The organism is Pseudomonas veronii (genome assembly GCF_001439695.1).
In the GTDB taxonomy this organism is placed as follows: Bacteria; Pseudomonadota; Gammaproteobacteria; order Pseudomonadales; family Pseudomonadaceae; genus Aquipseudomonas; species Aquipseudomonas veronii.
This window is the reverse complement of the sequence record NZ_JYLL01000010.1, coordinates 86,387-99,563: the sequence shown is the minus strand read 5'-3', so window position 1 is coordinate 99,563 and position 13,177 is coordinate 86,387. Positions and strand designations below refer to the sequence as shown.

The following is a 13,177-nucleotide window of genomic DNA, read 5'->3' as shown; positions in this document are numbered from 1 at the left end:
GTCAGCCTAGAAGTCCCATTTAGTCGCCAGTTGCAGGCTGCGCGGTTCGCCGTAGAAGCCGGTGCCGAAGTTGCCCAGGCCCGTGTAGTACTTTTTATCGAACAGGTTCTTCACGTTCAGCGTGGTGCTCAGGTGCTCGTTGAAGCGGTAGCGGGCCATCAGGTCGACCAGGTAGTAACTGTCCTGGGTGATGCGTGCGTTCTGGCCGAAGTTGACCGTGTCGTTCGGGTCGGGTTGGAACACGTTGCCGAAGAACTCGCTCTGCCAATTCACGCCGCCGCCCACGGTGACATGCTCCAGCGCGCCGGGCAGGCGATAGCTACTGAACAGGCGCACCACCTGCTGCGGCGTGGTGGTTTGCAGCACCGAGCTGTACACATAACCGTTGTTGGCATCGCGGGTGTGCTGGTAGGTGTAGCCGGCCGAGATGTTCCAGCCGTCCAGCACTTCACCCGACAGTTGCGCCTCGAAGCCCTTGGTGGTGGCGCCGGCAATCGGGCGGTACACCGAATCGGTCTCAAAGCCCGACACGTACTCGGCGACATTGTCCTGCTCGATGCGGAACGCGGCAAAACTGGCATTCAGGCGGCCGTCGTAGAACGCTGCCTTGAGCCCGGCTTCATAGGTGGCGCCTTCGATCGGGTCGAGCAGTTTGCGGTCGGCGTCCTTGCTGCTTTGCGGTCGGTAGATCTGGGTGTAGCTGGTGTACACCGACCAGGTGTCGTTGAGGTCGTAGACGATCCCGGCATACGGCGTGACCACGCCGCTCTGGCGGTAGGTGGTGCGGTTGTCGGCCTTGGTCGGGTCATAGAAATCGGTGGTGTCGGTGCCGCTGAACGTGCTGACGCGCGTGCCGAGGATCACTGACAAATCGTCCGTGGGTTTCAAGCGCGTGGCCAGGTAGGCGCCGGTCTGGCGTTGCACGATATCGTTCTGGCCGCTGCGCGGGATATCCGGTTTGGCGTACTCGCCATGCCAGTCGAAAATGCTGCCGCCCACGGCGGGGTAAATCGAACCGTAGACCGGCACGTCCTGCTTCGAGCGGGTAGCCATAAAGCCCATGATCAGCTCGTGCTCGCGGCCAAACAGGTTGAACGGCCCGCTGAGATTGACGTCCAGGGTGTTCTGTAACTGGTCGCCCTTGTATTTGCCCATGAACATGTACATGCCGTCGCCGCTGACCGGGTCCGGGTTGCCGCCGCTGGCGGAGGCGAGCAGGGTGTCGTGCTGACTGCGCTTGCGGTCGAGGCTGACCTTGAGCGACCAGTCGTTCGCCAACTGCTGTTGCACCGAGGCGAACAGCGTCTGGTTCTGGAAGTCGCGGCGGCTCCAGTCGGCCGCCGGGTTGAACGAGCGCGAGAAGTGCGTGCGCGAGCCGTCGCTGAAGAACATCGGGAAACCGGTCCAGCTGGCGCCACGGGAGCGGGTGTCTTGCTGGTCGATACCGAAGGTCAGCAGGGTGTCGGGCGTAAGGTCCGCTTCAAGGATGCCGTAGCCGATGTCCTTGGTGTGCTGGTAGTGATCGAGATACGACTGGCGGTCCTGATACACGCCGACAAAGCGTCCGCGCAGATTGCCCGACTCGGTCAAGGGGCCGGAAATATCGCCTTCGGTGCGGTAGTTGTCCCAGGAGCCGAACGTCTGGGTGACCGAGGCCTTGAATTCCCGCGTGGGCTTTTTGCGGATCAGGTTGACCGTGGCCGACGGGTCGCCGGAACCGCTGAGCAGGCCGGCCGAGCCCTTGATGATTTCCAGGTGGTCGTACACTGCCATGTCGGTGCTGGTGGTGCCGTAGTCGTACACGCCGTCATAGGTGGCGTTGACGCCGTCGTACTGGAAATTGGTGATCGGCAGGCCACGGCTGGAGAACTCCCAGCGTTCGCTGTCGTAGTTCTGCACGCTCACGCCGGGGGCGCGGCGCAGGGTGTCGGCGATGCTGTTGGAGCCCTGGTCGTCCATCTGCTGGCGGGTGATCACCGTGACCGACTGCGGGGTGTCGCGCATCGACAGCGGCAGGCCGGTGGCCGAGGCCATGACACCGGTAGTGTAGGCATGGGTGTCTTCGGTGATAGCGCCCAGGCCCTGGCCGGAAATCGTCGTGGCGCCCAGCTCCAGCGCGCCGCTGTGGGCGGGGATCAGCTCCAGCACGTAACCGTTGTTGCCTTGGGGCAGCGCCTGCAAACCGCTGCCCTGCAACAGGTGCTGCAAACCGCTGGTCGGGGTGTAGCTGCCGTTCAGGCCGGGGCTGGTTTTACCGGCAGCGAGGCTGTTATGGCCGGCGATGAACATTCCGGACTGTTCGGCGAAGCTGTTCAGCACGGCGACCAGGGCGCCGCCCGCGATGCGATAACTGCGCGCGGCTTCCTGGGTCGAGGTCGGCTCGGCGGCGTACAGCGTCGGTGCGCCGAGGCAAAGCAGGGAGGTGGCCAGCGCCAGTGGGCGCAGCGCGAAGCGAGCAGGTTGCGGCATGGAGGTGTCCCTTTGGATCAAGTCGATCGGCGAGTTGAAAGCGTCTGCAGGGTTAACCGAACGAGTGTCGAAAAAGGGAACTGGCGGGTGAAGTTTTTTACTGCGGCCCCACGCTGACCCACCACGGCATCGGCCGCTCGACCCGAATCGGCAGCGCGGCTTGCAGCAGGTGCAGGGCCTGGTCGCTGTCCTTGAGCGGGAACGAACCCATCACCGGCAACTGCGCCACGGCCGGGTCGCAGCCCAGGTGGCCGGGGCTATAGCGGTTGAGTTCGGCGATCAACTCGCCGAGCGGCAGGTTGTCCGCCAGCAGCACGCCACGGCTCCAGGCTTCACGGGCCGGGGAGGCGACGCTGGCGGTGTTGAAGTGGTTGCGGGTAAACGTCAGCTGTTGGCCGGTGTCGACAATCCGTGGGTGCGGGTTGAGCGTACTGACCCGCACCCGGCCCTCGAATACCGTGAGCTGGGTATGTTCATCGCCTTGCACCACGCTGAAGCGCGTGCCCAGCGCCTGCAGCCGGCCTTGTTCGGTGTCCACCAGGAACGGACGGTTGGGGTCCTTGGCGGTGTCGATCAACACTTCGCCAAAACGCAGGCGCAGCAAGCGTTGCGCGGCATCGAAGCGCACATCCAGCGCGCTCTGTGTGTTCAGCCACACGTGGCTGCCATCGGTCAGCAGCGCGTCGCGGGTCTCGCCGTTGGCGGTCGCATAGTCGGCACTCCAGCCGCTTGCCAGGCGGGGCAGGGGGCTGTGGCGCCAGGTGCCCCAGGCCAGTGTCGAGCCGACACCCAGCACCAGCAGGGTCTTGAGCGTCTGGCGCCGCGAGCTGCGCAAGGCCCGGCTGGCGCCATGGGGTTGCTCCAGCAACGGCGCAAAACGCTGGCTGACGCGCTGCACGTACTGCCAGGCCGCCAGGTGCTCGGGGCTTTGCGCGACCCAGGTTTGCCAGCGCAACTGTTCGAGCGCACCGCCTGGGGCCTGCAGGCGCACGTACCAGTGCGCAGCCTGCTCCAGGCTGGCGTGGCTGAGCTGGCCGGGGCGGCTCATTGCACCAGCATCCCGTCGAGTTCGGCTTCCAGAATCGCGCAGTGCAGCAGGGCCTGGGCCATGTACTTCTTGACCATGCGCTCGCACACGCCAAGCTGTACGGCGATCTGCTTGTAGGGCAGACCGTGCAAGTGCGCGAGTAAAAAGGCCTCGCTGACCTTCTTCGGCAGGCGCGCGAGCATCGTGTCCACTTCGTAGAGGGTTTCGACGATGATCGCCCGTTGCTCCGGCGACGGCTGCTGCGCTTCCGGGCGCTCGGCCAGGGTTTGCAGCCAGGCGCGTTCCAGTTGGCGGCGGCGCCAGTGGTCGATGCACAGGCCACGGGCGATGGTGGCCAGGTAGGAGCGTTGGCCGACGTGATCGGTTTCGGCCAACGGGCGGCCGAGGATGCGGATAAACGTGTCGTGGGCCAGGTCGGCGGCATCCCAGCGGTCGTTCAGGCGCCGCCGCAGCAGGCCGAGCAGCCAGCTGTGGTGGGTGCCATAGAGGTGGGTGAAGGAGGTCGACACACTGTCCATCCAGCGCAAAGGCTTTGGCGTAAATAAGAATTGGTCGCGATTAAACCAAAGCGTCGGGTTGTGCGCAAATGATATTGGTTTGCTTTTGGGAGGCTGTATCGATGGATTGAAGAAATCAGCTCGGGCATCAAGAACCTGGATATCCAGGCCATCATCTATTCACTCGTCGGTACCGGCACGTTGATCTCCAACGAGTGAACGCCTGAATCTCACAGCTGTTTCGACAGAAACACCCGGCTGTTGCCCTCGGGTTCACAGGCGATTTCGCCAAACCGCACCCAGCCGTTCTTCTCATAGAACCCCGGTGCCTGGAAGCTGATGGTGTAGAGCACGGCATTGCGACAACCGCGGCGTCGGGCTTCGTCTTCGAAGGCGCGCAGCAATCGGCTACCGATGCCGGAACCGCGCAGGGTCTCGGGCAAGTGGAAGAGGTCGAGGAAGGCCATGCCGAATGCGCTCCGGCCGGTGATGCCGCCGAGCACCTGCTGGGTGTGCGGGTCTTTGACCAGCACGCTCAGCGGGCGCCGGTCATGGTAGCCGGTGGCTTGTTCGTTGAACGCCGCCAGGCCGTTGCCGAGGATGCGTTCGGCGTCGGGGTTGGGCTGGTCGCTGATTTCAATGAGAGGAGGCTGCATCGCGCTGGATTCCTTGTGGCCCGTTGTCCGACAAGCGTCTAGACAGTTCTTTATACGATTGAGTGTGGGCGTGATCAGGGTTTTTCGACCAATAAAGCGCGTACCTCCTCTTCCTGCAACTGCTTTTCCCTGGCTTCCTGGCGCGCCTGCTCCTCGGCGCGTTGCTTGGCCTCCCGGCGGAACTGGTCGACGGATAAGTTTCGGAGGTGCTCGATGTCCTGCGCAGTGGCACCGAATGCAACCGGCACCATGGCCATCAACGGGGCTGCGATCAAAGAGGAGGTCAACAAGCGGCTGATACGTGCCCTGGACATCAAAGCAGTCCGAGTCAATTCGTGGTGCCTTGTTGGGCGCTGCAACAGGGATAAGTTCCCAGGGTGGCTATTAAAAGGCCATCACCATCTCATGCCACGCCATCCCTCCATGGTCCGACGCCGACGGCTGCACGTAGCGGTAGCCCAGGCGTGTGTACAGCGCCACATGGCGGTCCTTGCACATCAAGTGAATCGTCTGCTTGCCCAACGCGCGCATGCGCTGCACAAACTCGCGCATCAACGCGGTGGAATAGCCCTTGCCCTGGTGCGCCGGGGCGACCACCACCGACATGATCACCACATTCGGCGCCTCGGCCGCATGGCCGACCAACTCCTTGAACGCCTCATCCGACATCACCACCTTGTGGGCGCAGCCGCTGTTGATGAAGCCCACCACCTCGCCATCTGCCTCCAGGATCAAAAAGCCTTGCGGGTATTGGGCAATGCGCGTGGCGATCTTTTCCAGGGTCGCGGCTTCGTCGCCTTCGTAGGCGCTGGTTTCAATGTCGAAGCAATGGGCGGCGTCGCTGGGGAGGGCGTTGCGAAAGGAGAGGGCGGGCATGCGGTTTCCTCGGGGGGGTAAGCGAAAGGCCACATGATAGCCGGGTGTCTATAGCGCCGCCATTGTGGCCTCTGGGTCGACGAGGATGTTCGGCCAGCGAGGTTTAGCGGGGCCAAGTGACGGGGCTTGATGACCGACCCACTTCTGGAGGCCGGGCTCGGTCGACGGTGGGAGCTGTCGAGCCCCAGCGAGGCTGCGATGGCGGCGGGACAAACGCCATCAAGTCCACTTCACGCGCCAACTTCCAGTTCACCAGAAACCAGAAAACCCGCCAAAGCGGGTTTCCTCAGCACTTACATCACGTCAACTCACCGCAGGCGAATCAAACCCACGCCGCTCCATCACCGTAAACACATCCGCCACATCCTGGACCATGATCCGGGCGGTGTTGGCGACGGTATTGATGTCGTGCTCGGCATAGTCGGACACTTTGGAACAGGCCATCAGGTGCAGGTAGGCGAGCGCGGCATTGAGGCGCTCGCTGGCGCAGGCGTGCAACTCGCTGAGCGGGGCGTCGCTGTCGATCAGCAGGACCGGGTAGTCGGTTGCGGTTTGGGACATGGGGGTGAAGCGGCGGGGCGGATTTTGATTGGTCATGAGGTTCGATTCTATTTGGGTAAAAAGAATCACCACCTTGCTGCTGCGAAACAGATTGGGTGGCAACTGTGCGCGGGTTCGCAGACCAGGAAGAATCACCCCCGGCAGACCCGAAGGTCTCCCACGCACAGCCGCCATAAACGAGGCGCAGACGGACACCGCCTGAGGGTCTGATGACTGTGCAGGTTGATTCTATTGTGTAGGGCTGCGAAACCCTGTCGCCGACCAATGCCAGCGACGGGGCGAACTATAAGGTGCGGTTAATCGAGGCGCAACCGACAGGCTGTTTCAAACTCCACCCACCAGCGTCCCCTCCGCCATCCGCCGCTTATACGCACTGTCCCGACTCGCCAACCAGAAATACAACGGCGACGTCACCACCAACCCCACCACCCACGACAAATCCGCGCCGTTGATGTGCTGCGAAATCGGCCCCACGTACAGCGGTGTGTTCATGAACGGAATCTGCACCGCGATCCCCACCGCATAGGCCAGCAGCGCCTGGGGGTTGTAGCGCCCGTAGAGCCCGCCGTCCACGCGGAAGATCGATGCAATGTCGTACTTGCCTTTATGGATCGCGTAGAAGTCGATCAGGTTGATCGCCGTCCACGGCACCAGTACCACCAGCAGCACCAGGACCATGTCGACGAAGTGGCCGATAAAGTCTTTCGAGGCAAATACCGCGGCCACCGAACAGGCCGCGAGTACGATGATCGAGATCACGGCGCGGCTTTTCGCGGTGGGGATCCAGCGGTAGGCGAAGGTCTGCACCAGGGTGATGATCGACAGCACCGCACCGTACAGGTTGAGGGCGTTGTGGCTGATCACGCTGAGCAAGAACAGCACCAGCATCAACGGGCCGATGGCGCCGGTGGCGAGTTTGACCGCGTCCATGGTGTCCATGCCCACCGGGGTGGCGAGCACCGCGACGGCGCCGAAGATGAACGACAGGCTCGAACCCAGCGCCGAGCCCAGGTAGGTGGTCCAGAAGGTCGACGCGACGGGTACGTCGGCCGGCAGGTAGCGCGAATAGTCGGAGACGTAGGGCGCGAACGCGATCTGCCACAGCGCCGCCAGGGACACGGTGGCCAGCCAGCCGGAGAGGTTGAAGCTGCCGCGGGTCAGAAAGTCGCTGGTCTGTATATGGCTGAAGATGTAGCCGAAACCCAGCACGATCCCCGCGCCCAGTACCCAGGTGCCGATGCGGTTGAGTACGTGGATGAAACGGTAGCCGATGATGCCGATGATCCCGGAACCGATGGCGCCGATCACGATGCCCACCGGCACCGGCACGCTGTCGACCACACCGTGCAGGGATTTACCGGCCAGCACGATGTTGGAGGCGAAGAAACCGATGTACATCACCCCGGCGATCACCACCACCAGCAACGCGCCGAGGGAGCCGAATTGTGCGCGGCTCTGGATCATTTGCGGGATGCCCATCTGCGGGCCCTGGGCCGAGTGCAATGCCATCAACACGCCGCCGACCAGGTGGCCGACGAGGATGGCGACGATGCCCCAGATCAGATTGAGATGGAACAGTTGCACGCCCAGCGCACCCGTGACGATCGGCAACGGCGCGATGTTGCCGCCGAACCACAGGGTGAACAGGTCTCTTACCTTTCCGTGGCGATCTTCCGGGGGCACGTATCCAATCGTGTGTTTTTCGATAAGCGGGGCGCTGGATGTTGCAGTGGTAACCATGACGAGCTCCAAGGCAAGGTGAGTACGTTGACGTACTTCGCTGTGCGCCGCTCAGCGGCGCTTTGTTGTTGGAGCGATCATCTGCAATGGGGGCGGGGAGGTAAATTAGTAAGTTTGTTGCTATAGACCTTAAAAAAAGTATCTCGCGTGGCCACGCGCTCCGGTATGTTGCCCGCTTGTGTACTGGGGCGAAGTCCCACATTTGCGGAGGGCCCGATGGCTGCCTATAACCTGCGCCAGCTCAGATATTTCGTCACCACGGCCGAGTGCGGCAGCGTCGCCGAGGCGTCGCGCAAGCTGTATATCGCGCAACCGTCGGTGTCCACCGCGATCAAGCAACTGGAAGACAGCTTTGGCGTGCAGCTGTTTATCCGCCATCACGCCCAGGGCGTGTCGCTCACCCCCAGCGGCGCGCGCTTTTATCGCAAGGCGCTGGAGCTGCTGCGGGTGGCCCACGAGTTCGAGCAGAATGCGCTGGCCGACAATGACGTGGTGGCGGGGCAGATCGATATCGGCTGCTTTGAAACCGTCGCGCCGCTGTACCTGCCGCGTTTGATCGCCGGTTTCAAGGCGCGCTGGCCGGGGGTGGAAATCCGCATGCGCGATGGAGAGCAGCAGGAGTTGGTGCAGGCGCTGACGGCCGGCAGTATCGACGTGGCGATGCTGTTCGAGCATGACCTGGGCGCGACCATCGAGACCACGCCGTTGATGCCGCCGCAGCAGCCGTATGCGCTGTTGCCGGCCGATCACCGCTTTGCGCAGCAGGCCAAGGTGTCGCTCGCGGACCTGGTGCTGGAGCCGATGATCCTGCTGGATGTACTGCCGAGCCGCACGTACTTCGTGAGCATCTTTGAAGAGCGCGGCTTGACGCCGAACATCGTGTTCAGCTCGCCGTCGATCGAGATGGTGCGGGGCATGGTGGGGCGCGGGTTTGGCTTTTCGATCCTGGTGACCAGGCCGTTTACCGAGTACACCTATGATGGCCAGAAAGTCGTGTGTCTGCCGCTGGCGGAAACCGTCACCGGCTCGGGCTTGTCGGCCGTGTGGTTGCGCCGCGCACCGTTGACCAAGCCGGTGCAGTTGTTCGTCGATTACTGCCGCGAGGAGCTGGCGCGTTTGCTCGCCTGATCGGCGCGCTCAAGCCTGGGCCAACAACGCATCGGCCCGGCTGTCCTGGGTCACGCAGGCGTCAACTCTGATCGGCGCTGGGATTACTCCTCGGGCCCGACATTCCGGATGTTCAGTTGCTTCAACCGTGCGTCGAGTTGTGTGCCGAAGTTGTTGACCGCCTTCAAGTGCCCCGGGCTGTAAGTGTCATCCGGACGGTCCGGGCGGAAGTGGACGGACAGCGGCACCACGTTGCCCGGCGGGTTCAAGTTGTTATCGAGGTAGGGCCTGCCGTGGCTCGGGTTCAGATCCTTGATGCCGTTAGCTTCTGCCACGTCAAAAAAGGCATCTAGCGTGCGGTATGCATCCTCTTCTCTTACGGCCATGCGTATGCTTTCCCTGTCAGGTACACCCGCTTCGGGGCGCTGACGCAACTCTTCAGGCGGCGCAGCGTTGAGCGGGTTGTTCAACGGCGAGTGCGGTGGAATTCCTATCATGGTCAATACTCAAAGGCTGTTGAAGTGAAAACGGCTATTAGCCGTTTTCCTATGTGGGCCGCCTTCAAGTACGGTTCCATCAGCTGCGGGTAGCGATTGATGCAGGGTATGTCGCCGGCACAGCCGAGGGCCGTCAACGCAGCGCGTTCAGCATGCTGTGCAACATCTGATCGCACTGTGCCAACTGCGCCACACTCACAAACTCGTCCGGCTTATGCCCCTGGTCCATGCTGCCGGGCCCGCACACCACCGTGGGAATGCCCACCGCGTCGAACAACCCGCCCTCGGTGCCGAACGCTACCGTGCCGAACGCCCGCGAGCCGCAAAATGCCGCGATCAACTCGGTCGCCTCGCTCTGCTGATCGGTCATCAGCCCCGGATACGCCGACAGCTCGGTAAAGCGAATCGCACTCTGCGCGCTCACCGCCTGCATGCGCGGCAATACCTGCTGCTCGGCGTAGGCGCGCAATTCATCCGCCACCGCTTGCGGGGCCTGGCCCGGCAGCGCGCGGACCTCAAAATCAAACCGGCAGTCGGCGGGCACGATGTTCAGCGCCTTGCCCCCGCCAATCACCCCGGTTTGCACCGTACTGAACGGCGGATCAAAGCGCGCATCCTGCTTATCGCGCAGCCGTTGGCCGATGCGTCCCAGTTCGCCGATCAATTCGGCGGCATGCTCGATCGCATTCACGCCATGGGGCGCATACGCCGAATGACAGGCCGCGCCATGCACATCGCAGCGCATCGCCAGCTTGCCTTTATGACCGAGCACCGGTTTGAGTTCGGTCGGTTCACCGATGATGCACAGCATCGGCTTCACCGGCCGTTGTGCCAGCACGCTGAGCAACGAGCGCACGCCCAGGCAACCGACTTCTTCGTCGTAGGAGAGGGCGATATGCACCGGCCGGCGCAGCGTCGCCGCGACCAGCGCTGGCACCAGGGCCAGCACACAGGCGATGTAGCCCTTCATGTCCGCAGTGCCCCGGCCGAACAGCCGGCCGTCGCGTTCGGTCAGTTCAAACGGCGGCACGCTCCACGGCTGCCCATCCACCGGCACGACATCGGTATGCCCGGACAGCACAATCCCGGGCACCTCCACCGGGCCGATGCTGGCAAACAGGTTGGCCTTGGTGCGGGCCTCGTTGTAGATCAGTTCGCTGGGCACGCCGTGACTCGCCAGGTAATCGCGCACAAAGGCGATCAACTGCAGGTTGGACTCGCGGCTGGTGGTATCGAACCCCACCAGCGTCTGCAGCAACGCGCGGCTGCGGCTCATCGCTCGTCCCCGGCGACGCCATAGCCGGGCGCGTGGTCGGGGGCCAGGGCGCGGTCGACGTAGGCCTGCACTTGTGGGCGATAGGCATCCCACAGCGTGTGCAGTTGGCCGATCGGGTTGGCGTCGGCCCAATCCACCCGCAGGTCGATGATCGGCCAGGTCAGCTCGCCCACCACCTGCAACGCGGCCGAATGCACCGGGCCGGCTTCGCCACCGGCGGCGATGGCGGCATGCATCGCGGCCAAGAGTCGCTCGGCCAGTTGGCCTTCGCCTTGCTCGAAGGCCTGGACCATCGCCTCGATCACTGCGCGGTCGGCGAGCATATTGCCGGCCGCGACGCACTGTTCGCCCGACACCGCGTGGTGCTTGCCGAGGGTTTGGCTGCCGCTGAAATGCACGCTGCGGCCCAGGTGATCGATCGCGGTCAGTTGGCGGTATTGGCTGTAGCCGTTGCGGGTCAGCGCCTGGTCGATTGCGGCGGCGGGGGCCAGGCCTTGTTGCAGCAGGTCGAGCACGTCCGGGCCGAGGGCCGGCAGCGTGATGTTCTGGGTCGCGACTGCACCGACACCCGGCCGCAGCCAGGGGCAGCGTGCGCCGACGGCGATGCTCGAAGAGCTGATGGCGATGCCCAGTTGGCCGGTGTCGGCGCAACGGCCGACGATTGAAAAGGTCATGTACGGCTCCTTACTCGGGAATCACGGCGATCACATCGATTTCCATCAGCCACTGCGGCTGGCCCAGGGCCGATACCACCAGCCCGGTGGAAATCGGGAACACGCCCTTGAGCCATTTGCCGACTTCCTGGTACACCGGCTCGCGGTAGCGCGGGTCGATCAGGTAGGTGGTGGTCTTGACGATATGGCTGAGGTCGCTGCCGGCTTCTTCCAGCAGTTGCTTGACGTTGCGCATGGCCTGCTCGGCCTGGGCACGCGGGTCGCCGAGGCCCACCAGGTTGCCGTCGAAATCGCTGCCGACCTGGCCGCGCACATACACGGTGTTGCCGGCGCGCACGGCCTGGCACAGGTCATTGTCCAGGCTCTGGTTGGGGTAGGTTTGTTTAGTGTTGAACATGCGGATGCGCGTGTGGGTAGGCATCAAAAAACTCCGGGAAAAATGATCAGGCGCTGACAGGAGACGGGCGCACGAGCGGGGCCGCGACGCGATATTCGAGGTACTGACGCTGGGTGGCGATATGGTCGGCGAGGTATTTGGCGTCATGCCACACGCCCCAGATAAACGACGAGCCACGGCGCGACTGCCAGGGCAAACCGAGGAAGTAGATGCCGGCCTCGCTGGACACGCCGCGCTGGTGCTGCGGTTTGCCGGCGGCGTCGAACGCATCGACCTTCAGCCAGCCGTAATCCACGGCAAAGCCGGTGGCCCAGATGATCGAGGTGATGCCGGCGCGGGCCAGGTCCAGTTGCAGGATCGGCTGTTTCACGCACTCGGCATCGGCGAAGATGCGCCGGGCTTCGGGCTCCACGGGCAGGTCGAGGCCGTTGCGTTCGATATACGCATCCGCCGCGTCCAGCAGGGCCAGGTAGTTTTCGTCGCCGCGTGCGAGGTTCTCCAGCAGGGTGGGTTGGAAGGTGGCCACGCCGCCATGGAAAGACTCGGTGGGCCCGACCAGGGTCATGCCGCGCAGGGCCAACTCGCGGAAGTCGATGGTCTTGCCGCCGTGGGCGCCGCTCACGGCAATGGTCACGTGTTCGCGGCCGGGCTTGATCGCGGCCTGGTCCCATTCGCCCAGTACACCGAGCCACCAGCAGAAATCACGCTGGCGATAGGCGCGCGGCGGGCGGTCGTGGGCGCCGACCGACAGGTACACCTGACGGCCGCTGCGCTGCAGTTCATCGGCGATCTGCACCCCCGACGAGCCGGCGCCCACCACCAGCACCGCGCCTTGGGGCAGTTGGCCGGGGTTGCGATAGTCGGCGGAATGGATCTGATGCAGTGCTGTGTCTGTCGGCGCGATCGCCGGGATCACCGGCGTCTGGAACGGCCCGGTCGCCGCCACCACGCGGTTGGCTTCGATCACGCCGTCGCTGGTGTGTACGGTAAAACCGGGGCGGCCGACATTGCGCAGCACCGAGGTGACTTCCACGCCGGTGCGGATCGGCGCATTGAACTGGCGTGCATAGGCTTCGAAGTAATCCGCCACGCGCTCTTTCGGCGCGAAGGCATCCGGGGCGAGCCCTTCGAAGGCGAGGCCGGGAAAGCGGTCGTGCCAGGCCGGCCCGTTGGCCACCAACGAATCCCAGCGGCTGCTGCGCCAGCGCTCGGCGATCCGGCTGCGTTCCAGCACCAGGTGCGGCACGCCGTGCTTGCTCAAATGCTCGCTCATGGCCACGCCGGCCTGGCCGGCGCCTACCACCAGGGTGTCTGTTTGGGTGATTGCTTGCGTCATGTGTCTGTCCTTGCGTAATGCAGTTGGATTCAGCTTGGGCATG

The 13,177-nt window shown here is 63.7% G+C and carries 14 protein-coding genes; 1 reads left to right on the top strand and 13 read right to left on the bottom strand.

The features are described 5' to 3' along the window. Window positions 1-6: 6 nt before the first annotated feature. The 8 genes from TU80_RS15015 to TU80_RS14980 form a co-directional block, all read right to left on the bottom strand. Window positions 7-2,469: a TonB-dependent siderophore receptor gene (locus TU80_RS15015; RefSeq protein WP_057004805.1), complete on the bottom strand. Its 2,463-nt coding sequence runs from the start codon at window positions 2,467-2,469 to the stop codon at window positions 7-9. A gap of 97 nt (window positions 2,470-2,566) precedes the next feature. Next, complete coding sequence (locus TU80_RS15010) at window positions 2,567-3,517, bottom strand: FecR domain-containing protein (RefSeq protein ID WP_046383804.1); 951 nt, start codon at window positions 3,515-3,517, stop codon at window positions 2,567-2,569. Beyond that, entirely contained in the window at window positions 3,514-4,035 is a 522-nt protein-coding gene (locus tag TU80_RS15005; protein WP_046383803.1) for a sigma-70 family RNA polymerase sigma factor, read from the bottom strand. Before TU80_RS15005 ends, TU80_RS15010 begins: the two co-directional genes overlap by 4 nt. A gap of 209 nt (window positions 4,036-4,244) precedes the next feature. After that, the gene (locus TU80_RS15000; protein WP_046383802.1) at window positions 4,245-4,670 is read right to left on the bottom strand and encodes a GNAT family N-acetyltransferase; all 426 of its coding nucleotides are present in this window, start codon (window positions 4,668-4,670) and stop codon (window positions 4,245-4,247) included. Window positions 4,671-4,744: 74 nt separating this feature from the next. Continuing rightward, window positions 4,745-4,984 carry a hypothetical protein gene (locus TU80_RS14995; protein WP_046383801.1) on the bottom strand — a complete coding sequence of 80 codons (240 nt, stop codon included), beginning with the start codon at window positions 4,982-4,984 and terminating at the stop codon, window positions 4,745-4,747. 70 nt (window positions 4,985-5,054) lie between these two features. Beyond that, window positions 5,055-5,546 carry a GNAT family N-acetyltransferase gene (locus TU80_RS14990; protein WP_046383800.1) on the bottom strand — a complete coding sequence of 164 codons (492 nt, stop codon included), beginning with the start codon at window positions 5,544-5,546 and terminating at the stop codon, window positions 5,055-5,057. Window positions 5,547-5,849: 303 nt separating this feature from the next. Further along, the gene (locus TU80_RS14985; protein ID WP_046383799.1) at window positions 5,850-6,143 is read right to left on the bottom strand and encodes a hypothetical protein; all 294 of its coding nucleotides are present in this window, start codon (window positions 6,141-6,143) and stop codon (window positions 5,850-5,852) included. Between the two features lie 288 nt (window positions 6,144-6,431). Beyond that, the gene (locus tag TU80_RS14980) at window positions 6,432-7,847 is read right to left on the bottom strand and encodes a purine-cytosine permease family protein (protein ID WP_046383798.1); all 1,416 of its coding nucleotides are present in this window, start codon (window positions 7,845-7,847) and stop codon (window positions 6,432-6,434) included. A gap of 216 nt (window positions 7,848-8,063) precedes the next feature. On the opposite strand from TU80_RS14980, the gene TU80_RS14975 reads away from it, so the two are divergent. Next, window positions 8,064-8,975, top strand: a complete 912-nt coding sequence (locus TU80_RS14975; RefSeq protein WP_046383797.1) for a LysR substrate-binding domain-containing protein — start codon at window positions 8,064-8,066, stop codon at window positions 8,973-8,975. An 83-nt stretch (window positions 8,976-9,058) separates the two neighbouring features. Here TU80_RS14975 and TU80_RS14970 read toward each other — a convergent pair whose 3' ends face one another. The 5 genes from TU80_RS14970 to TU80_RS14950 all read right to left on the bottom strand — a co-directional run bounded on the left by TU80_RS14970 (window position 9,059) and on the right by TU80_RS14950 (window position 13,176). Then, complete coding sequence (locus TU80_RS14970; RefSeq protein ID WP_126589010.1) at window positions 9,059-9,451, bottom strand: hypothetical protein; 393 nt, start codon at window positions 9,449-9,451, stop codon at window positions 9,059-9,061. Window positions 9,452-9,584: 133 nt separating this feature from the next. Beyond that, window positions 9,585-10,727: an acetylornithine deacetylase gene (gene argE / locus TU80_RS14965; protein ID WP_057004804.1), complete on the bottom strand. Its 1,143-nt coding sequence runs from the start codon at window positions 10,725-10,727 to the stop codon at window positions 9,585-9,587. Next, window positions 10,724-11,401 carry a DUF1028 domain-containing protein gene (locus tag TU80_RS14960; protein WP_057004803.1) on the bottom strand — a complete coding sequence of 226 codons (678 nt, stop codon included), beginning with the start codon at window positions 11,399-11,401 and terminating at the stop codon, window positions 10,724-10,726. Before TU80_RS14960 ends, argE begins: the two co-directional genes overlap by 4 nt. A 10-nt stretch (window positions 11,402-11,411) precedes the next feature. After that, window positions 11,412-11,822: a RidA family protein gene (locus TU80_RS14955; protein WP_046383793.1), complete on the bottom strand. Its 411-nt coding sequence runs from the start codon at window positions 11,820-11,822 to the stop codon at window positions 11,412-11,414. Window positions 11,823-11,844: 22 nt separating this feature from the next. After that, entirely contained in the window at window positions 11,845-13,176 is a 1,332-nt protein-coding gene (locus TU80_RS14950) for a flavin-containing monooxygenase (protein WP_411828463.1), read from the bottom strand. Window position 13,177: the final 1 nt, after the last annotated feature.

Excerpts from the sequence above, each read along its gene's own strand:
- TU80_RS14950 (WP_411828463.1), bottom strand. The coding sequence starts at position 13,176 with ATGCCCAAGCTGAATCCAACTGCATTACGCAAGGACAGACACATGACG.
- TU80_RS15015 (WP_057004805.1), bottom strand. The coding sequence starts at position 2,469 with ATGCCGCAACCTGCTCGCTTCGCGCTGCGCCCACTGGCGCTGGCCACC.
- TU80_RS15005 (WP_046383803.1), bottom strand. The coding sequence starts at position 4,035 with ATGGACAGTGTGTCGACCTCCTTCACCCACCTCTATGGCACCCACCAC.
- TU80_RS14970 (WP_126589010.1), bottom strand. The coding sequence starts at position 9,451 with ATGATAGGAATTCCACCGCACTCGCCGTTGAACAACCCGCTCAACGCT.
- TU80_RS15000 (WP_046383802.1), bottom strand. The coding sequence starts at position 4,670 with ATGCAGCCTCCTCTCATTGAAATCAGCGACCAGCCCAACCCCGACGCC.
- argE (WP_057004804.1), bottom strand. The coding sequence starts at position 10,727 with ATGAGCCGCAGCCGCGCGTTGCTGCAGACGCTGGTGGGGTTCGATACC.
- TU80_RS14985 (WP_046383799.1), bottom strand. The coding sequence starts at position 6,143 with ATGACCAATCAAAATCCGCCCCGCCGCTTCACCCCCATGTCCCAAACC.
- TU80_RS14990 (WP_046383800.1), bottom strand. The coding sequence starts at position 5,546 with ATGCCCGCCCTCTCCTTTCGCAACGCCCTCCCCAGCGACGCCGCCCAT.
- TU80_RS14980 (WP_046383798.1), bottom strand. The coding sequence starts at position 7,847 with ATGGTTACCACTGCAACATCCAGCGCCCCGCTTATCGAAAAACACACG.
- TU80_RS14975 (WP_046383797.1), top strand. The coding sequence starts at position 8,064 with ATGGCTGCCTATAACCTGCGCCAGCTCAGATATTTCGTCACCACGGCC.
- TU80_RS14995 (WP_046383801.1), bottom strand. The coding sequence starts at position 4,984 with ATGTCCAGGGCACGTATCAGCCGCTTGTTGACCTCCTCTTTGATCGCA.
- TU80_RS14960 (WP_057004803.1), bottom strand. The coding sequence starts at position 11,401 with ATGACCTTTTCAATCGTCGGCCGTTGCGCCGACACCGGCCAACTGGGC.
- TU80_RS15010 (WP_046383804.1), bottom strand. The coding sequence starts at position 3,517 with ATGAGCCGCCCCGGCCAGCTCAGCCACGCCAGCCTGGAGCAGGCTGCG.
- TU80_RS14955 (WP_046383793.1), bottom strand. The coding sequence starts at position 11,822 with ATGCCTACCCACACGCGCATCCGCATGTTCAACACTAAACAAACCTAC.